Source organism: Shewanella sp. 10N.286.51.B7, from assembly GCF_002873615.1.
Lineage (GTDB): Bacteria > Pseudomonadota > Gammaproteobacteria > Enterobacterales > Shewanellaceae > Shewanella > Shewanella electrodiphila.
This window is the reverse complement of the sequence record NZ_MCUF01000021.1, coordinates 37,695-57,482: the sequence shown is the minus strand read 5'-3', so window position 1 is coordinate 57,482 and position 19,788 is coordinate 37,695. Positions and strand designations below refer to the sequence as shown.

The 19,788-nt window shown below is 39.0% G+C and carries 18 protein-coding genes; 2 read left to right on the top strand and 16 right to left on the bottom strand.

Going from position 1 to position 19,788, the window contains the following annotated elements:
* Positions 1 to 48: 48 nt before the first annotated feature.
* A complete protein-coding gene (locus BCU84_RS04535) occupies positions 49 to 906 on the top strand; it encodes an AhpA/YtjB family protein (protein ID WP_102526918.1) in 858 nt (285 codons plus the stop codon).
* 119 nt (positions 907 to 1,025) lie between these two features.
* Here BCU84_RS04535 and deoD read toward each other — a convergent pair whose 3' ends face one another.
* The 9 genes from deoD to prfC all read right to left on the bottom strand — a co-directional run bounded on the left by deoD (position 1,026) and on the right by prfC (position 11,189).
* Positions 1,026 to 1,736 (bottom strand): purine-nucleoside phosphorylase, encoded by a 711-nt coding sequence (gene deoD, locus BCU84_RS04530; RefSeq protein WP_102526917.1) that lies wholly within the window; start codon positions 1,734 to 1,736, stop codon positions 1,026 to 1,028.
* Positions 1,737 to 1,861: 125 nt separating this feature from the next.
* A complete protein-coding gene (locus BCU84_RS04525; RefSeq protein WP_102526916.1) occupies positions 1,862 to 3,076 on the bottom strand; it encodes a phosphopentomutase in 1,215 nt (404 codons plus the stop codon).
* Between the two features lie 12 nt (positions 3,077 to 3,088).
* The gene (gene deoA / locus BCU84_RS04520; RefSeq protein WP_102526915.1) at positions 3,089 to 4,420 is read right to left on the bottom strand and encodes a thymidine phosphorylase; all 1,332 of its coding nucleotides are present in this window, start codon (positions 4,418 to 4,420) and stop codon (positions 3,089 to 3,091) included.
* A gap of 186 nt (positions 4,421 to 4,606) precedes the next feature.
* Entirely contained in the window at positions 4,607 to 5,380 is a 774-nt protein-coding gene (deoC, locus tag BCU84_RS04515) for a deoxyribose-phosphate aldolase (RefSeq protein ID WP_102526914.1), read from the bottom strand.
* 451 nt (positions 5,381 to 5,831) lie between these two features.
* Complete coding sequence (locus BCU84_RS04510; protein ID WP_102526913.1) at positions 5,832 to 6,662, bottom strand: outer membrane protein OmpK; 831 nt, start codon at positions 6,660 to 6,662, stop codon at positions 5,832 to 5,834.
* A gap of 364 nt (positions 6,663 to 7,026) precedes the next feature.
* Entirely contained in the window at positions 7,027 to 8,289 is a 1,263-nt protein-coding gene (locus BCU84_RS04505; protein ID WP_102526912.1) for a NupC/NupG family nucleoside CNT transporter, read from the bottom strand.
* A 181-nt stretch (positions 8,290 to 8,470) separates the two neighbouring features.
* Positions 8,471 to 9,232 (bottom strand): TatD family hydrolase, encoded by a 762-nt coding sequence (locus BCU84_RS04500; protein WP_102526911.1) that lies wholly within the window; start codon positions 9,230 to 9,232, stop codon positions 8,471 to 8,473.
* Positions 9,225 to 9,485 carry a hypothetical protein gene (locus BCU84_RS04495; protein ID WP_102526910.1) on the bottom strand — a complete coding sequence of 87 codons (261 nt, stop codon included), beginning with the start codon at positions 9,483 to 9,485 and terminating at the stop codon, positions 9,225 to 9,227. The genes BCU84_RS04500 and BCU84_RS04495 overlap by 8 nt, the downstream gene beginning before the upstream one ends.
* A 120-nt stretch (positions 9,486 to 9,605) precedes the next feature.
* The gene (gene prfC, locus BCU84_RS04490) at positions 9,606 to 11,189 is read right to left on the bottom strand and encodes a peptide chain release factor 3 (protein ID WP_102526909.1); all 1,584 of its coding nucleotides are present in this window, start codon (positions 11,187 to 11,189) and stop codon (positions 9,606 to 9,608) included.
* A 261-nt stretch (positions 11,190 to 11,450) separates the two neighbouring features.
* Here prfC and BCU84_RS04485 point away from each other — a divergent pair, with 261 nt between their 5' ends.
* Positions 11,451 to 12,104 carry a LuxR C-terminal-related transcriptional regulator gene (locus tag BCU84_RS04485; protein ID WP_102526908.1) on the top strand — a complete coding sequence of 218 codons (654 nt, stop codon included), beginning with the start codon at positions 11,451 to 11,453 and terminating at the stop codon, positions 12,102 to 12,104.
* Between the two features lie 8 nt (positions 12,105 to 12,112).
* Here the strand turns inward: BCU84_RS04485 and BCU84_RS04480 are convergent, their stop codons facing one another.
* The 7 genes from BCU84_RS04480 to nlpI all read right to left on the bottom strand — a co-directional run bounded on the left by BCU84_RS04480 (position 12,113) and on the right by nlpI (position 19,720).
* Positions 12,113 to 13,024 (bottom strand): hypothetical protein, encoded by a 912-nt coding sequence (locus BCU84_RS04480; protein ID WP_102526907.1) that lies wholly within the window; start codon positions 13,022 to 13,024, stop codon positions 12,113 to 12,115.
* Entirely contained in the window at positions 13,014 to 15,470 is a 2,457-nt protein-coding gene (locus BCU84_RS04475; RefSeq protein WP_102526906.1) for a fimbria/pilus outer membrane usher protein, read from the bottom strand. The genes BCU84_RS04480 and BCU84_RS04475 overlap by 11 nt, the downstream gene beginning before the upstream one ends.
* A gap of 2 nt (positions 15,471 to 15,472) precedes the next feature.
* On the bottom strand, positions 15,473 to 16,258 hold the full coding sequence (locus tag BCU84_RS04470; RefSeq protein ID WP_102526905.1) for a hypothetical protein: 786 nt from the start codon (positions 16,256 to 16,258) through the stop codon (positions 15,473 to 15,475).
* Positions 16,259 to 16,342: 84 nt separating this feature from the next.
* Positions 16,343 to 17,080 carry a pilus assembly protein gene (locus BCU84_RS04465; protein ID WP_102526904.1) on the bottom strand — a complete coding sequence of 246 codons (738 nt, stop codon included), beginning with the start codon at positions 17,078 to 17,080 and terminating at the stop codon, positions 16,343 to 16,345.
* Between the two features lie 55 nt (positions 17,081 to 17,135).
* The gene (locus tag BCU84_RS04460) at positions 17,136 to 17,624 is read right to left on the bottom strand and encodes a hypothetical protein (protein WP_102526903.1); all 489 of its coding nucleotides are present in this window, start codon (positions 17,622 to 17,624) and stop codon (positions 17,136 to 17,138) included.
* Positions 17,625 to 17,721: 97 nt separating this feature from the next.
* Positions 17,722 to 18,225: a hypothetical protein gene (locus BCU84_RS04455; protein WP_102526902.1), complete on the bottom strand. Its 504-nt coding sequence runs from the start codon at positions 18,223 to 18,225 to the stop codon at positions 17,722 to 17,724.
* A 586-nt stretch (positions 18,226 to 18,811) separates the two neighbouring features.
* A complete protein-coding gene (gene nlpI, locus BCU84_RS04450) occupies positions 18,812 to 19,720 on the bottom strand; it encodes a lipoprotein NlpI (RefSeq protein ID WP_102526901.1) in 909 nt (302 codons plus the stop codon).
* Positions 19,721 to 19,788 lie beyond the last annotated feature (68 nt).

The window sequence follows — 19,788 nt, the reverse complement described above, 5'->3', positions numbered from 1 at the left end:
AATATTTCGATTAGTATTAATTAAATAGAAAAAATACCAAGGATTAAAGTGATTTTTGTTAAAGGTCTTAAGAAAAGTCAAAAAATCAGTAGGCTAATTCAAATCGTCTTGGCGATTATTTTGCTGATAGGGCTAACACACCTGTGGAAATCCAGTCTCAATAACGGCCAGCAATTGCTTAATTCGCAAACCCAGATCATGGCAAGGCTGCTAGCGCAACAGGCTGCTAACGGAGCTGCGCCAGCAATGTTTTTGCAAAATGATGAACAGCTTCAATGGCTTGCTAATGCACTGATTGATGATCCTAAAGTCATGTCAGTTAATATATATGATGCCCAAGGCGTTAGACTCGCCTTTGCTCAATCTGTTTCAGAAGATGACTTAGACGCCGATGACAAGGAACTTAAGCAACTTCTCTCCCCTTACCCGCCACTGATTGAAAACGTGCTTCAGGGCGAAAATAACTTAGGTTATATTGAAGTACGGTTAAATCTGCGCATTTTCTTTGATGAAATTAAAACCTTATATCAAGAAAATATGAAGTTGCAGCAAACAATGTTGATTGTAGCGGGCATTATCGGCTTATTACTTTCAAGAGCCTTATCTTTTAAACGTGCAGACTTTGATCGCCGTAAAACCAGAGCTAAGCAAGGGCGCAAAAATAGCAACTTGCTACAAAATAGTATGATTGAAAATACCGCTGAAGATGAGCTAAATGACACTGACTTAAATGACAGTGACTTAAATGCAAGCGACTTTAAGGACAGTGACTTAAACGACAGTGGGTTTGACAAGAATGACATTAGCCAAGACGAAGCAGTAAAACTAGAGTTTCAAGAGCTATCTGACATCAAAGAAGAACAAGCTGAAGATACCAGCAGTAAGAATAAATCTAAAACTCGATAGCCTGTATTAAGTTGAACAGGCTACAAACTTTAGCTAAGTATCAGGGTATAGCTTAAAAAGAGACATCAAAAAAGGGATAACGCTGACGTTATCCCTTTTTAGTGAGCAAAGACTCTACATTAAAGAGTAATTGCTGCATCCAATGTCATAACAATCATGTCATTGAACGTAGTTTGACGCTCGTCAGAAGAGGTCTTTTCGCCAGTTCTGATGTGGTCAGAAACAGTTACGACACATAATGCTTTAGCACCAAGTTCGTGTGCTACGCCATAAAGGCCAGCAGCTTCCATTTCGACGCCTAAAACACCCATTTTTTCCATTGTGTCGAACATAGAAGGATCTGGAGTGTAGAATAAATCAGCAGAGAAAACGTTACCAACACGGATGTTAGTACCATGAGCTTTAGCTGAATCAACAACAGCGCTCATTAGGCCATAATCTGCAATAGCAGCAAAGTCTTGACCTTTGAAACGTAAACGGTTGGCTTGTGAGTCAGTACAAGCACCCATACCAATAATTACGTCACGTACTTTTACGTCAGTGCTAATCGCGCCACAAGTACCAACACGAATCAGGTTTTTAACACCGTATTCTTTGATTAACTCATGAGCATAGATTGAACAAGAAGGAATACCCATACCTGAACCCATAACAGAGATGCGAGTCCCTTTATAAGTTCCAGTGTAGCCAAACATGTTACGAACATCAGTCACTAGCTCAACGTTTTCTAAGAACGTTTCAGCAATGTATTTTGCACGTAATGGATCGCCTGGGAATAAAACTGTTTCGCCAAAAGCACCGTCAACAGCATTAATATGTGGTGTAGCCATGAAAAACCCCTATATTTTTATCTTAAATCTTTAAAATGAGTAATTAAGTCATCCCCTTAATTACTCAAACCGATTCTACTATATTTATTAACAATAATATCGTTAGAAGACAGTAAGTTTCATTGTTAAATGAAAGATTCACCATATTCCATTGGCTCAAGCTCAAAGTAACTCGCAATTGACTGACCTATATCAGCAAAACTATTACGACGACCTAATGAACCTGCAGCTAAACCAGCGCCTAATGCCAACACAGGTACTCGCTCACGAGTATGCTCAGTACCTTGCCAGCTTGGGTCGCAACCATGATCCGCTGTAAATACAATCAAATCTTCAGGATTCAGCAAGGCCAATAGTTCAGGTAAGCGTTGGTCAAAATACTCTAACGCTTTGGCATAACCTGCTATATCACGACGATGGCCATAATGAGAGTCAAAATCAACAAAATTGGTGAACACGATAGTGTTATCACCTGCACGCTTAACTTGTTCAAGCGTTGCATCAAATAACTCTTCAAGCCCAGTGGCCTTAAACTTTTGCGTAATACCGCTGTTGGCATAAATATCGGCAATCTTACCAATACTCACCACTTCACCACCGGCATCTTTAAGTTTATCTAATACAGTTGGAGCAGGCGGTAATACCGCATAGTCATGACGGTTGCCTGTTCTAGCGAAATCATCAGGGCCAGTACCCACAAATGGACGCGCAATAACACGGCCAATATTATAAGGCTCTAACTCTTCACGAGTGATTTCACACAAACGATAAAGGTTTTCTAAACCAAAAGTTTCTTCATGACAGGCAATTTGAAATACCGAATCAGCAGAAGTGTAAAAAATTGGCTTACCAGAACGCATGTGTTCTTCACCAAGCTCTTCAAGTATTGTAGTACCTGATGCGTGGCAATTGCCTAAAAACTCGGTTAAACCAGCACGAGCTAAAATTTTATCAGTTAACTCTTGTGGGAATGAGTTTGTTAAGTCAGAAAAGTAACCCCATTCATATAGAACAGGTACACCCGCCATTTCCCAATGACCACTCGGTGTATCTTTACCAGAGCTTAGTTCATCAGCATGACCATAGGCGCCGATAACCTCGACATTATCGCCAAACGCATCAGCAAATTTACCCGTGCTTTCATAACCCGCATGGCCTAAGCCAAGCTTGGCTAAGTTAGGTAGCTTTAATGGTCCTTGACGACCAATATCCGCTTTACCTTCGGCACATGCTTGAGCAATATGGCCAAAAGTATCTGAGCCAACATCACCAAATTTATCAGCATCCGTTGCAGCACCTACACCGAACGAATCCAACATCATAATAAATGTACGTTTCATAATCTCACTCCCTTATAAATCTGAAGCGCGGATATAGCGATAAATTTCAGGCGTTTTCTCTGGTGCTGAATCTTTAATGTGAATCGCTTTTTGAACCGCGGCTGAAGCTTCTTCAAATGCCGCTTCAGATTGTGCATGTATCATGGCGATAGGTTTATCAGGTGTAATCTGATCACCTAAAGCACAAACTTCTGTTAAGCCAACACTGTAATCTAATTTGTCACCAGGCTTTCTGCGTCCGCCACCAAGTGTGACAACGGCTAAACCTAACTCACGAGTATCCATACTATGGGCAAAACCTTGTTCGGTTGCATACACAGGACGAATGATTTGCGAATGAGGTAAATATTTATCATATGACTCGATAAAGTCAGTCGGCCCGCCAAGACCTGATACCATACGACCAAATATCTCAGCAGCTTTACCGTTATCTAATACGGTATTTAACTTATTACGTGCATCAGCATCATTTTGGGCAATTCCACCCAATACCAGCATTTCAGCACATAAACCCATCGTGACTTCATAAAGACGTGGATTACGGTATTGACCCGTTAAGAAATTAATCGCTTCACGCACTTCTACTGCATTACCTGCACAAGACGCCAGCACTTGGTTCATGTCTGTGAGTAGAGCGGTCGTCTTAGTGCCTGCACCGTTCGCTACCGCAGTAATGCTGCGAGCAAGCTCTTCAGATGCTTCGTAAGTTGGCATGAAAGCGCCGCTACCTACTTTGACATCCATCGCTAAAGCATCAAGCCCTGCTGCGAGCTTTTTGGAAAGAATTGAAGCGGTAATAAGCGAGATTGACTCAACGGTAGCGGTATTATCTCGAATTGAATAAAAGCGTTTATCAGCAGGGACTAAATCACCTGTTTGGCCAATAATAGCCACACCCGCTTCTTTAACAACTTTACGGAATAATTCACTAGATGGTTCGGTTTGGTAACCAGGAATTGCATCGAATTTATCTAGTGTGCCGCCAGTGTGACCTAAACCACGACCTGAAATCATCGGCACATAACCGCCACAGGCAGCAGCCATTGGGCCAAGCATTAAACTAATAACATCACCCACACCGCCAGTGCTGTGCTTATCGATGATAGGGCCATTTAATGACAATGAATCCCAGTTTAATACAGTGCCAGAATCGCGCATGCCTGTGGTTAAGGCAATACGTTCATCCATGTTCATATCTTGAAAGTAAACAGCCATACCGAAAGCGGCAATTTGACCTTCTGAGACAGTATTTTGAGTAATACCATCTACAAAAAATTGTATTTCAGCTTTGCTGAGAGCTTCACCATTACGTTTTTTACGAATAATTTCTTGAGCGAGAAACATACTATTTCCTCCAACATCATGTATAAGCCCTAATCATTTAGAGTCTGTACAATCCGCCTTAACAAGATGGCACCAATCACATGAATGCGATGGTGATCGATGCTATCAATTAAAACCGTTAAAACAAGTTTGGCTAACTAATGACGAGATTAATCAACTTGAAGTCTTTAATTAGCCACTCTCTATTTAGTAGCCTTGTGCGCCTTGAGGAGCATCAGACAGTTCAAGCGTATGCAATAAGCTTTTTAATAGGCTTGAAGCGCCGAACCTAAAGCTTGCAGGGCTAATCCAGTCAGCGCCAAGTAAACGCTCAGCAACACCTAAAAATTCAGCAGTTTGAGCAGCATCACGAACGCCACCTGCAGGTTTAAAACCAACGTTGCGGTTCTTTTCACTGATGACTGTAAGCATGATTTCAGCGGCTTCTAGCGTTGCATTAACAGGCACTTTACCCGTAGATGTTTTAATGAAGTCTGCGCCAGCATCAATTGAAAGCTCTGAAGCTTTACGAATAAGAGCTGGATCTTTAAGCTCGCCAGATTCAATGATGACTTTTAAAATTGCTTCATCGCCACAGGCTTCTTTACAGGCTTTAACAAGTTCAAATCCTAAAGATTCATTTCCTGCCATCAGCGAGCGGTATGGGAATACAACATCAACTTCGTCTGCGCCATAAGCAACAGCAGCGCGAGTTTCTAATACTGCAATTGCAATATCATCATTACCATGTGGGAAGTTAGTCACTGTTGCAATTTTGATATCTTCACAATTCAGCTCATTTAACGTTTTACGAGCTATTGGAATAAAACGAGGGTAAATACAAATTGCAGCAGTATGGCCAGCAGCTGTGTTAGCTTTGTGGCATAAATCAATCACTTTTTGATCAGTGTCATCGTCATTTAATGTCGTTAAATCCATTAAAGAGATACCTAATTGTGCTGCTTTTTTTAAATCACTCATGTTTGCTCTCCGAAACAAAAACCTAATAAAATCTTGTTTTGGCAATGCGTAAAGCTGGCAGTAAATTAATTGTGAGGCCGGGCCTTCGAGCATTGCCAGTAAATTAATTCATAAGTTACTGAACTAAGTATTCAATATGATAACGAGTACCACGACTTGAATCCTTGAAGACCGGAAGAGGTGAAACAATGACATTGTCCCATCCATTCCGCGAAAAATCCCTTTTAGCGCGCAAATCAATCCAAACTATTAAGTTGAACCATATATGACGAAATCATCAAAAGTTAGTTCAAATAAACCACTGTTTGGACGTTAATATTTATTTAAATACATTCTAACAAACTTTTCGATGTACTTAAGTAAAGACTAACATATTTTAAGATTTTTTTGGATATTTAAGAATAAATTTGGAGCCACTATTTCAGTGGCTCCAATCGCTTACAAGTTTAATTTAGAACTTGTAAGTTGCTGTTAGGTAGTGAGCCCAACCAGTTGTTTCTAGGCCAACGATACCTGCGCCATCTTCAAGAAGGTATACATCTTTGTAGCCTTTTAGACCGTAACCTAGAGCGTAGTTATCTGAATGCCAGTGTAGACCGAAGTATGCAGCACCACCATTAGAACTCATTGGCACGTATTCATCACCATATTCGTCATCAGCACCGAATTGGTAATCTACGTAACCTTGGAACGCTACGAAAGTACCGTTGTCAAAGTTATGAACTGGTTTGAACCAGTTAGCAGAGAACTGGTAACCATTCCAGTCTTTACCATTCATGTCGTAATGAGCGTATAAGTTCATGCCAGTTTTACCTAACCATGGAACCATAACGTCAGCACCAAGACCCCAGAAAGATGCATTCACATCTTCACCGATAGCACCGCCACCCCAGTTAAATAGAGTAGAGAAGTAAACTTCTTGAATAGGACCAACAGAAAGGTCAAGACCAGTGATTGCATCTAAAGAGAAACGAGGAGCGAACTTCATGAACATTCTGTTTTCGCCGTAACCTTTATCACCAGAATCTTGAGTGAATAAGTTAAATACGTCAACGTAACCGTATAAATCAACAACACCAGCGCGGCCGCCAAATTCCATTTCTAAGTAGTCGTGACCACTTTCACCACCACTTGGTAATTCGTCAAATGCATACATTGCATTGAACTGCATCCAGCTGTAATCGCCAGAACGGATATCTTCACCACGGTCAGCAGCCATTGCAGGTGCAGACATTGCAGCGATAGTTGTAGCAGCTAAAGCTAAAGTTTTAACGTTTTTCATTATCAACCCCATTGATATATATTTATTTACCACCTTCGAGGGTGGCGATTTTTATAAACGTTTGCATTGTACATCTAATGAATAAAAGCTCAATAAGAATTGGTAAAAATACGAATACTTAATCCCAAAATGTGAACAATATCTCTACTTTTCACTAACAACTTAGAACGTTTATGTCTAATAAACTGCAATTTTTGACTAAATCAATATAAATCACTACTAACTTGTCATAGCAACTGACATGCCAGACAAAATAAAAACAGATTAAACTTTGGTTAAAGTTAGCTAAAACACACAAAAAAAAGCCGTTATTACCTGAGTAATAACGGCCTTTAATAAGCTCATCGTCAAACCTATCTTAGGATTAAATCGCTAAGAATAGACCTGCTAGAGTTGCGCTCATTAAGTTAGCTAGTGAACCGGCCATAACAGCACGGATACCTAGTCTAGCTAAGTCATGACGACGGCTAGGAGCCATAGCACCTAAACCACCTAATAGAATCGCAATTGAAGATAAGTTAGCAAAACCACAAAGTGCGAAAGAGATAATCGCTTTGGTTCTGTCAGTCATCATCAGACCCGTTTCTGCTACTACTTGGTAACCTTCAGCTGATGCATCAAGTAAGTAAGGAGCAAAGTTAAGGTATGCAACGAATTCGTTAACAACAATCTTTTGACCGATGAATGAACCGGCAACAAGTGCTTCGTTCCAAGGTACACCGATTAAGAATGCTAATGGCATAAAGATATAACCTAGAATAAGTTCTAAAGTAATACCTTCAAGACCAAACCAACCAGTAACACCACCGATGATACCGTTGATCATTGCAATTAGACCAACGAATGCGATTAACATCGCACCTACGTTAAGCGCTAAATGCATACCTGATGAAGCACCTGCAGCAGCAGCGTCTAAAACGTTAGCTGGCTTGTCAGGATCTTCAGGAAGCTCAGACATTTCGTTCTTAGCTTCTTCAGTTTCAGGATGCATTAGTTTAGCCATCATAAGACCACCAGGAGCAGCCATGAATGATGCAGCAACTAAGTACTCAATTGGTACACCCATCTGTGCGTAACCAGCTAATACTGAACCCGCGATTGATGCAAGACCACCAACCATGATTGCGAATAATTCAGAGTTAGTCATTGTCGCGATAAATGGACGTACAACTAGAGGCGCTTCTGTTTGACCAACGAAGATGTTAGCAGTAGCAGACATAGACTCAGTACGGCTTGTGCCTAATGCTTTTTGTAAACCACCACCGATAATACGGATGATCCACTGCATAATACCTAAGTAGTATAGAACTGCAATTAGAGAAGAGAAGAATACGATAACTGGTAAAACGTTAACAGCGAAAATGAAACCAACTTTAAATTGGGCTAAATCGCCGAATAAGAAGTTAATACCACTTTGTGCATAGCCAATAACGCTAGAAACAGCATCAGAAACACCTTTTAAGATGTCTTTACCCACTGGAACATATAGAACAAAACCAGCAAAGAACGCTTGGATAGCTAAAGCGCCACCAACAGTACGAACATTAATTGCTTTTCTATTATTTGATAGTGCATAACCGATTGCTAGTATGGTAACCACACCTACTAGACTCATTAGTATATCCATTAATCATCACCCTTATTTATGTTAACGATTTGTATATTTGTTGTTAACTCACCTATTTTCCGTTAATGATTATAACTGAGGAGCAGATGAAAATCGTGGATTAGATCATACTTTTAGAGTTTAATTTCAGGATCTTATGCAACATTAATATTAATTAATAACTGTGTTTAAAAAAAAAGAATTACAGCTCAAACAGTTGGGAGGCGTTTTTATTCAATCGTTCTAAAATAGAAACAGTTGTTTTTTTCTGTAAATTTGCGATCTCTGAAACGAACTTTGGCAAATGAAGCGGCGTATTTCGTTTTTCAAGTGCATTATATGGCGTCATACTCGGTGAGTCTGTTTCAATTAAGAAATGTTTGATGTCTATTTCTGTGATCGTTTTGCGTAATTTTTTAGCATTAGGGTTCATCAATAATCCCCCTATTCCCAATTTATATCCTAAATCAATATAGCGCTTTGCTAGCTCAGGCCCACCATAAAAACCATGTATCACACCGCCTCGAGGGTTGGGGTTACGGATTAATAATTCAATTAACTCTTGATGACATTTTACCGCATGCAATATGACAGGAAGATGAAACCTGACAGACATTGTTAACTGCCCAGAAAGTAACTCTAATTGCATAGGAAAGTTTGGCTTTAATTTATCAAGGCCACACTCGCCGAGCGCAACAAAACGAGCATTATCTTTATGTTCGATTATTTTTTGTTCTAATAAAGTTAATGAATCATCAATATTGTTAGGGACATACCAAGGGTGAATGCCTAAGGCGTAGTAGCAATTAAATTCAGCGGCAATCGCAATTTGTTTGCACCATTGCGTTTCACTAATACCGGGTATGATTGCGTTAGTAATGCCATGGGCTCGCATTTCGTTAAATAACGTATCGCGATCATGATCAAAATCCTCAAGGTCAAGGTGTGCATGAGTATCAATCATGCAGGTTCTCCTTCAAAGGCTCAGTCCCCTCATCATTGTTATTACAATTCAATTGGGTTCTTTCAGGTTTTATTCGATTTTTTTTCATGTAAGCAAGAACATCAACATTCAGCTGGGGCTCTTCAATTCGAGGGGCACAACTTCTTTTATTCTCTAGCGTCAGCCCCATCTTGTCACACCAGCGAATATAAGCCTTCCAAGGTAAGAAAAGGTAGCGCAATAAAATCAGAGTTTTATTTGTGTTCAATGGCATATCGCTCCCTTAGAAAAACTGATGGCATACATTTACTGGCTATTGGCTCACTTATTAAAATTCAGACAATAAAAAAGGCGGTTACCCGCCTTTAAAATTATACCAATATTGAATTAATGCTTAGTTCTCACGAGTCTTAGCAAATTCGATATCAGGATAACGTTCCATTGATAAATTAAGATTTACCATGGTTGGCGCAATATAAGTTAGGTTATCACCACCATCTAGTGCAAGGTTAGTACTGCACTTACGACGGAATTCTTCTAACTTACGCTCATCTTTACAATATACCCAGCGAGCAGTCGAGACACTAATGCCTTCATAGATTGCTTCTACGTTATATTCACTTTTAAGACGACCAACAACGACTTCAAATTGTAGTACACCCACTGCGCCAACAATAAGATCATTGGTATCAAGTGGTCTAAAGACTTGAACTGCACCTTCTTCAGCAAGTTGCACTAAGCCCTTCAGTAATTGCTTTTGTTTTAATGGATCTTTCAAGCGAATACGACGGAACATTTCCGGAGCAAAGTTAGGAATACCGGTAAACTTAAGCTTCTCACCTTGAGAGAAAGTGTCACCAATTTGAATAGTGCCATGGTTATGTAAACCAATGATGTCACCTGGATAAGCTTCTTCAACTTGCTCACGATCACCTGCAACAAAGGTCAATGCATCTGAAATACGAACATCTTTACCGGCACGTACATGATGCATCTTCATGCCTTTCTGGTATTTACCAGAAACAATACGCATAAATGCCACACGGTCACGATGCTTTGGGTCCATATTCGCTTGAATTTTAAATACAAAGCCACTGAATTTTTCATCTTCAGCTTGAATCACTTTTGCTTCAGTCGCACGCGGCTGTGGCTTAGGTGCCCACTCTGTTAAGCCATCTAATACATGGTCAACACCAAAGTTACCTAATGCAGTACCAAAAAATACTGGTGATAATTTTCCGCTAAGAAACGCATCTAAATCAAACTCATGAGAAGCACCCACAACAAGTTCAAGCTCTTCACGTAAGATTTCAGCAAGCTCACTGCCAATTGCAACATCTAGTTCTGGGTTATCAATACCTTTCACTGTGCGAACTTCTTGGATCATATGACCTAAGCCAGACTGATACAAAACAGCTTCATCACGGTGAATATGGTAAATACCTTTGAATGATTTACCACAGCCAATAGGCCAAGTGATCGGAGCGCAGGCAATTTTCAGCTCATTTTCAACTTCATCCATCACTTCCATAGGATCGCGGATATCACGGTCACATTTGTTCATGAAGGTCACAATCGGCGTGTCACGTAAACGGGTCACTTCCATTAGCTTACGGGTACGATCTTCGACACCTTTAGCGGAGTCAATGACCATCAAACATGAGTCAACAGCAGTTAAGGTACGGTAAGTATCTTCTGAGAAGTCTTCGTGACCAGGAGTATCGAGTAAATTTACCAGACAATCGCTATATGGGAACTGCATGACAGAGGTCGTGATAGAAATACCACGATCTTTCTCCATTTCCATCCAATCTGACTTAGCATGTTGCTTAGAGCCACGGCCTTTAACGGTACCTGCAGTTTGAATAGCTTGTCCGAATAAAAGTACCTTTTCGGTAATAGTGGTCTTACCGGCATCTGGATGCGAAATAATCGCGAAGGTACGACGTTTATCGACCTCGACTGTGTGAGCTGACATGAGTTACTTTGCCCTGGCATGATAAAAATGGCGCAAATTATAGCTTTTCCAAGGATAGTTGGCTAGGTAAAGCGTACCCTACATAAACAAAGTCTATCTAGGTTTATTTTTTTCCCTAAGTATCATGGTAATTTAATATAAATAAGATATTTTTAGCTCAAAAAAACAACTATAATCACTCTTAGGTTAGAGGATATTACTTCTGTTGGTAATTTAACACTTATAGAGGATATGACTCATTCGACTAATCTATGATACTTAGTGAAATACAAAATTAAGACTATGACTATCTATACCTTAACCTTGCTGGGCTCCGACAATATTCAAAATAGAATATTAAGCCAATTTATTAAAGATAACCTTAACCAAGTAGTTCGTATCTCAAAATGTGAATTGCTTTTGGCTCAATCGTGCCCTGAAAACAGCTTGTTATTAATTGATGTCAATAACTTAGATGAAGACGAAACCCTTCACTGGCAAAATATTCTAGCCTCTAACACTGGCAACATTTCAACAATTCTGCTCAATACTGATGATTTCCATGACAAACAAAAAATCTTAAGATGGCCTAATTGCTGTGGCGTTTTTGCCAATAATACCCCTCTTAAAGAGTTTATTATTGGTATGGAAAAAATTCTCAATGGAGAATACTGGTTGCCACGTAGTGTCATGACAGAGCTTTTGCAACACTATAGAACTGACTTTAAACCATCCGCACAACCAACAACGGCACTCACATCTCGAGAGCTTGATGTATTGGCATTACTACCAACTTGCAAATCCAATATTGAAATAGCTGATATTCTTTTCGTAAGCGAACATACTGTGAAATCTCATTTATATAAAGTCTTTAAAAAAATTGATGTAAAAAATAGACTGCAAGCAATGAGTTGGGTCAAAGAGAACTTACAGTAAGCCAAGTTTTATTCTGCAAAACCGCCAGGACTAATATATATATGTATTTCATCAGTATATATACCACCTAATTTATCTTCGGTCTCACCAATGACAATTTTCAGAGGTAGACGTTCACCTTGGCTTACCGTTGCCGAGTTAGCGTAAAATTGATTTTCATTATGAGATAAATCTATCTCAATATTGTTCAATGTAAGCTGATAATCAATATCCCATTGGCTTTGTTGATTTTGATGTTTCAAGACCCCCTTATTCATAGATTCAAAAGATAAAGAATAGTCAGTCGTACTTTTGACAAATAAATTAGGTGAAGCATTGATGACTTTCCCTGTTGATAAATAACCAAGATCAAGATGATAGGTATTATCTGATACGCCATAAAAGCTCACTTGTGCAGCCTGTTCAATAGAAGCGGCAATCAACTGTTGCAGTTCATCGATCACCTGACCACCGTCAGGTAATTGATGAAGTTTGGCTTCCAATAATGCGTCATAGTTACCATATGTACCAAATTGATGACTTGGAAAGCGTAATTGAAATCTAAAGCGGTCACTTGCGGGTGACACTTTGCCAAACCATCGATTATTCTGGACGCCACTGTCTAATGACTGAGGAACTGGCTCAAAAAATAAACTTTCATTCTTTAAGGAAGTTAATTTAGTTGTTGAATCAAAAGTAGATGCCGAAAAATAAAACAGACATTCCTCCCCTTCTACGACATCTGAAAAAAGCACCTTGGCTTCATATTGTTGAGTTAACCCATATGCTTCTGAAGTAAAAACATCGTAATCATCATAACTTCCAGCTTGAAGGTCTAATGATTGAATCTTCGCAGTGCATGCTAAAGCCGCGACCGGACAACATAGATATGAAAAACATACCAATAACAGATTAAAATTTTTAAATTGCTTAATCGACATAGAGTTTCCCTAAGCGCAATAACGCGCTGCTATCTTCATCAATAACCAGTTCGAAGTATCGTGGTGTAGGTGTATTTAATTTAATCTTATATGTGCCAGGCCTCACACCGGAAATAGCAAAACGACCCGTTCTATTCGTAAAAAATTGTAATGGTTCAAGATCATCACGCCCGACCAAAGCCGCTTTTCCTGCGACTAATGTAATCGGTTGCTGAGTTTCTTTATCAAGCAGTGTCCCCATTAAGGTAATTGCTGCCTCTGAACCAATTTGTAAGTTGTAACCTTGACCATTGCCTGGGTAGACAGGAAAAACACCCGCACCTAAATCATACCCAGCAGGTAAATCTTCAACCTCATAAGAGATAACTTGTTCACTGTATGCAGCAAGATCTGGGATAAGTATTGGGCCTAGCCCATCACTATATGCTCTAGCGCCCATTGAAGAAGGAGAAATTTCTGTTCGGTTATCTTCAATGCTTTTATGCTGCTTTATCACTGCAAAACTTTCTCTAACTGGGCGACCAAAAGCCAATTGACCGCCAGAGAACGCAATACCTGTAGCGAGCTTAGCTTGAGTAACATGATTATTGGTATCTTCTGAGAAATCGCTATAACGGCTGACATGTTGAGCCCTCAAGGTAAAGCGATTAGCATCGTAATCGATACCGACATCACCATCAATATCATTAGTTTCGGAGTGAGTGGCCCCAGCAAACATAGAAATTCCGCCACTGTTACCTACATTTTTACGGTAAGAATATTCTGAACTAATTTCTTTATTATCGGTTTTATAGCTTGAAATAACCCTAGATTCACTTCCAAATGGCCAACTCAAAGTCAGCAGCCCTGAAAACTCGCTACTATCATCTAAAAACTCTTTGTGGGTAACTCGTGCACTCCAAGTCGCACCTGTATCAAAGATAGAACCAGATAATGAAGGACTCAAAGTCCAGTAGCGTTGAGCGTCATCATAAGCATGAACATAATTGCCAGTAAGTGAAACTTTTAAAAACGGGTTGAATGTATAATTAATACGGCTGGACAAAAAATGTTGATTAGCGTTAATTGGGGCTTCTGGTGTAACCAGAATATCATTCCTCGCACCAATGAAAAATTGCGAGTAATAATCGTAATAAATACTAAACTCAAAAGTACTGTCGGTACTCGCACTACCAATTAAGTCATATCCAACACTTGCTGCAAGTCCTTTACCTAACACATCCTGATAACTGTAAGTTGTTTTAATATCAAAAATGCCAATACCTGTAGCAAATAAACTCCTATGACCTAATTGGTAACTGTTATCCCCAACCTGAAAGTTACCACCTAATGTATAAGCAGGGGTTATGCCGTACTCTAATTCACCATTAATAAGGTATTTTTCTCGTTCATACTCTGGTTCAGCATCACTAATATTACTTTTTATACCGCCATTAAAATTATATTCAAACTCACCTTCTTTTAATAAATCCATCCCTGTAGCGATAGAAAAACTGATCCTTTCTTCTTTTCCTGATGCATCTGTAATGATGAGTTCTAAGTCACTGACTCCTTCAGCTAAAGGAATATCTTGTAAGTTGTAAGAACCTGCACCCAAGGTTAATCGCCGTACCACAACACCATCAACCAGTAGATCTACAGTAGACGCACGTTGAAGGGTGAATTGTCTTGCTGCTGTCGGTCGAACATTTTTGGTTGGAATAAGAGAAAAATCCCTAGCAATCCCTATCCCAAGCATGTCGCCTCCATCTTGAAAAGTAGCACCACTGGAATAGAAATCTCCGATGGTCAGTCGGGTTCCTTGCTCAGGAAAATCATAATTAATTCGGGTTCCTTGCCTTGAATAGAGTCCTTTTTGATTTTGATAATCATTATAAATAGATTCATATTCTAATACTGCACGCTCATAATTGAAGCCAGCATCGAGTGTGTGACTATACTGCACACCCACATCATTCTCGGGAGTGTTATTCTCGAGTCTTGAAGCTCCAGCGGATAAATTAATATAGCCACTGAATAAGGAGGGCGTTAAAAATGAACGTTGTGTTGGTTTATCTCCAAAATCAATTTGCCCTACTTTTAAATCTTCAGAGTTTGCATCAAGCACTAACTCCAGCGAAGACATTTCAAAGCTCAACCCTATATTGAGCTTGGTAAACATAGCTTGGCTAATCATGCCATCTAGCTGTTGCTCAGACAGTGAACTCAGAACTTCATCCGATAAAGTTGCATTAAGCAGTGTGATTGTTGCTTCTGCAGGCATTAAAATGAGCTGTTCTTTGGTTATAGTCACTTCAACTTCACCAATCACAGTATCATGCAACCTTAATAAACTCGTTAAGGTAATATCTCGACCTGTGGGGTTTATTATTTCAGAGCCCATAACTGATGTAGTTAATAAACAAAGCAACATGATTAAAATTGAGATAACGGATGACTTAAACATTCCTAATCTCTTTGTGAATTATTGATTTTGAGTTTAGTACCTTGAACCCATAATTTTTCATAGGGAATAGATACCTTTTTAATCATTTGAGGAGGAAAGAATATATCCCCTAGCTGGCTAAAGGCGGCTTCATTTAGTAATGGAGTAGTCGAGCCATCTGAGTTTACTACTGCTAAATGGTATGGTTTTAAATAACTGTAACGCTGACCATTATTTTTCACATCAAAAGCTAGCTTGTGTTCTTGTTCATTGAACTCTATTGAACCTTCAACAACGGCTAAATCAGCTAACAAATCATTCGCACTCAAATGAACAACAGCATTGAAATGCACAAAAACCTTAACTCCACTTTGCGTATTTTCCTGAGAATTATCCTCTGACATAGGCAGCGATAAACTCGGTTGACTAAAACGCACGAAATAACTTACTGACTGCTTCACAGCATGTGTCCCTATCCATTGAACTCTTACTGACTTTACTTCTCCTGGCTCTAATACTAATGCAGGAGGAAAAACCAATAATTCACTATCATTTTCTACAGCTAACAGCGAAAAGGAATTACCTGTTGAAGCAGGGTTAAATACAATTTTGTTTAAATTTATTTCAACAGGAACCGTCTTATTTGAAGGGTTTCTAACAAAAATTTGTTGATATTGAGGCCTGGAGTCCGACTTTAACTCAAGTGTCAGTGGGGATATTTCTAATGCAAACGAGTGACTCATCATAAACAGTGATATCACCAAGCATAAAAAAGTGATTGAGGTGGAAAACGTATTAAGGTTAATCATCTCATCACTCCGTTTAGGGTTCATTATTACTGCTCTTGTATTATCTAGATCAATGACCTATTTTTGAAATGCTTGAGATGACAATTACTGTTGTAACCATTTAATTTTTACGCTGGCATTACCCATATCAATTTTATCTATTTGACTGACTGTAAAAATTCGAGACGCATTAGGCATCACCATCTTGCCTACAACAAAGTTCTTAATATTGTCGCGATCTAACGTCACTGAATGATTACCATCTGAAACGACCCACTCCATTTCAGTAATTTTTGCAAAGCGGTTACCACTATTGACAACTTCAATGTTCCAGGTATCTCCGTGAGATTGAAAAGACTTTGCGTTTAACTCAGCCTTTGAATCATCAGGCGTAACATTCAGCATCGTTTTAAAGTTAAATGCGATCCCAAGTTCAGACGCTGAAACATCTTCCATCGCGACAGTAACTTGGTTAATCTCGATAGAATAAGTTTGTGATTGCTCTATCACAGGCTCACCTAAGTAACGAACCATAATAGTTTGTGACTTTCCTGGCTGAACAACCGCTGTCATAGGTATAACGAGTAAATCATTATCTGCAGGAGTTAAGGTGTTTTTACCAAACTCATCTTGAGTAACGAGCCATGGAATAAATTCTAATGAAACAGGAAATGAATCGGTATTATCAACACGAAGAGAATACTGTGATTGCTTTCCAACAGGTTTTATTTCAGCAGACATAGGCTGAACCTGATAAGCAAGCGCGTAAGGATTGATAAGAAACAAAGAAGTAAAGAGAATGAATATACTGAGTGTTAACTGTTTATTTGATAACTTTTCCATAAGTTTTATTCCGTAATAATGCGGGAGATGTTCTCCCGCATAGGTTGTTAAAGTCTTAAATTGCTGAGATTTGAATTGTTAACTGATCATAATATGCACCAGCCCAAGCACCAGTACCTGTAGTTAGTGCTCCAAAGTTAATCTCCAATGTTGCTGCTGCGCCATTTAATAGCTGTGCACCAGTAAAGTCACGAGATTGTGAAGCATCATTAGTACCGGTGTTACCACCAGTTGTTAAATCCAAGATTAGGTCACCAAAACCACCTACAGAAAGCGTCGCTACATAAGGGATAACGAGATCTTCTGAGTCAATTCCTTGTAATCCACCTTCAGCACTTGTAATCGTAACTGTCGCACCATCACGGTCATTACACACAAAAGAAAAGCCTGACATTGTAGTCGTTGACATATCGCTAAGTGATGTTTGAGTAGCACTCGCTTCACAGACTTCTTGAATGTTGCCGCTAAGGTTAACTTCTACTGCGCTTGCTGAACCTACAAATAAAGTTGCTACAGCAGCTGCTGCTAAAGTATACTTTTTCATGGTAAAACTCCTTTTTAATATTCAGATTGGTTTTTTGCTACACCGATTTGTTCTCACCAACAAATCGGTGGTTTTCTTCTCTTCATTAGAAGAATTCTTATATTCCGCTATTAACGAAATTCGGATATACATCAATATGCAATGTATCTTGATATTCACCTGCAAACTTCAATGGCTCAAATAAACTCACTTTGATCATTCCAGATGTATTAAATGGAATATCTGCTCCGGTGATAAATCTTTGTTCATCTATTAGCTCTTTAGACTTTTGTTTCAATGAAAAATTTAAAGAGTCGATATTAAGTTCAACTTGGTATTCAGCCACTAAGCTTGTTTCAACTGAACCGTCTATTAACTCCAGTCCGCCATAATCAGAACGCAATGCTATGAGCATAGGCAAGTTACATTCAATTGATAGATTCGCTGTGTGAGATAGCTCAATGCTAAAATCAAAGGGAATTGAATCTACAATTCCAACGACACAACGTTCTTCAATTACACCGCTCATGCTTAAAGTTAAAGAGTCGTTAGCGTAAACATTAGTTAAAGATGTAAGTAGTGCGATCAAAAAACAGATTACCGCTTTAACACACCTTTCCATTTTTACCTCTAGCTTATAAGCAGTAGAAACATCACGTTTAACTCAACTAGAACTTAATAGTCCTTCAATTTGTCATTAACAAGCTTTGTAAATAACTTGTGAGAATTTTAATATAGAAAATCCAAGCTTAAGTCTGATTTAAGGTATGAAGTATTCAGCACACTTGTTGGCAAACTTTTCAGCCACATTCTTTTACTGCTAAAACTTTATTTCCAAAAGCAAAGAAAATTTATCTTTCAATGTTTGAATGATTGTTCAGATTTTAGTTTTTTGCTCATAACCAAGGTAAAGAAAAAATCATAAAACACTGATTATTAGTACCTTATTCTGACTCCAACGATTAATGATGGTTTTATAAATTCAGAATAAGAGAAGGTAAATGCAAACTTAACTGTAAGTTTGACATGAGGATAATGAATGGAAGTATGACAACTTTTCGGTGAACGGACTGAAGTATGATCATACTTTGCCTATAAAGTATGATCATACTTTTCGCATTATTAGATGACATAAAATAAAAAAGCTAGCCTCTGTATAGAGACTAGCTTTGTTTCTGACGTTAATACGCTGGGTTTAACGTATATAATTAAGGCTGCTTAGCTGCTTGCTCAGCTAACTTTTGCTGTGTTTGTGCAAGCTCTATACGTGCATAGCGATGTTCAACAAAATCATAAATGTTAGTTGCTAGCGTTAATCGATAATAATCAATCGCTAACTCATAATCCTGTTGCTCGACTGCTTTTTTAGCTAAGTAAAAGTAAGTTTCGCATAAACGCTCTGAGTACTCTTTAGGCTGAGATAAGTTCTCTTTCGCTGCCTCAAAAACCTGTTCTTTAGTCAGTGTACCTAAGTAGTAATCCACTAATACCGTTGACCAAGCTTGTTCGTTCAATGCTTTTCTGTTTTCAACTAATGCGAGTTGTGCAGTTTCAGTGTTTCTAGGTGAGTCAACTAAGTAAAGCCACAGCGCACGGTAACCATCAGAAGGCTCTTTGCGTAAAAAGTCTTGCATATCTTGCGCAGCTAATTCGTAACGCTCACCGTAATACAATGCAATACCACGATTCAAATACGCATAGTCGTATTCAGGTGATAATTCGAGTACCCCATCAAAAGACTCATATGCACTTTCAAATTCACCTTCTTGGGTATAATAAATCCCTAAGAAGTTATAAGCATCCGCTAAGTTAGGCTGAAGTTTAATCGCTTGATGAAAGTCTATTCGGGCAAGTAAACGCAAGCCTACACTATCGTAGATAACGCCACGGTCATAATGGAAACGAGCTCGTTGCTCTGGGGTTAACTCCATTGTGCCTAAGATTTCATTTAGCTTAGCCAAGGTGACTTCTAATTTATAATCTGGGACATTCGGTGCAACCATCACCTTACCGCTAGTTGCGCTGTCAGCACTTCCAGATAAAGAAGCACAACCTGACAATAATAAACTGGCACCCACACATAATGCGACGACTGTGGTACGTAATTTCTGTTCCATTTAAATACCTTATCAGGTTCTATAATTTCTTTGCATCATATCAACCTATCTACATTAGGGCTATGCAG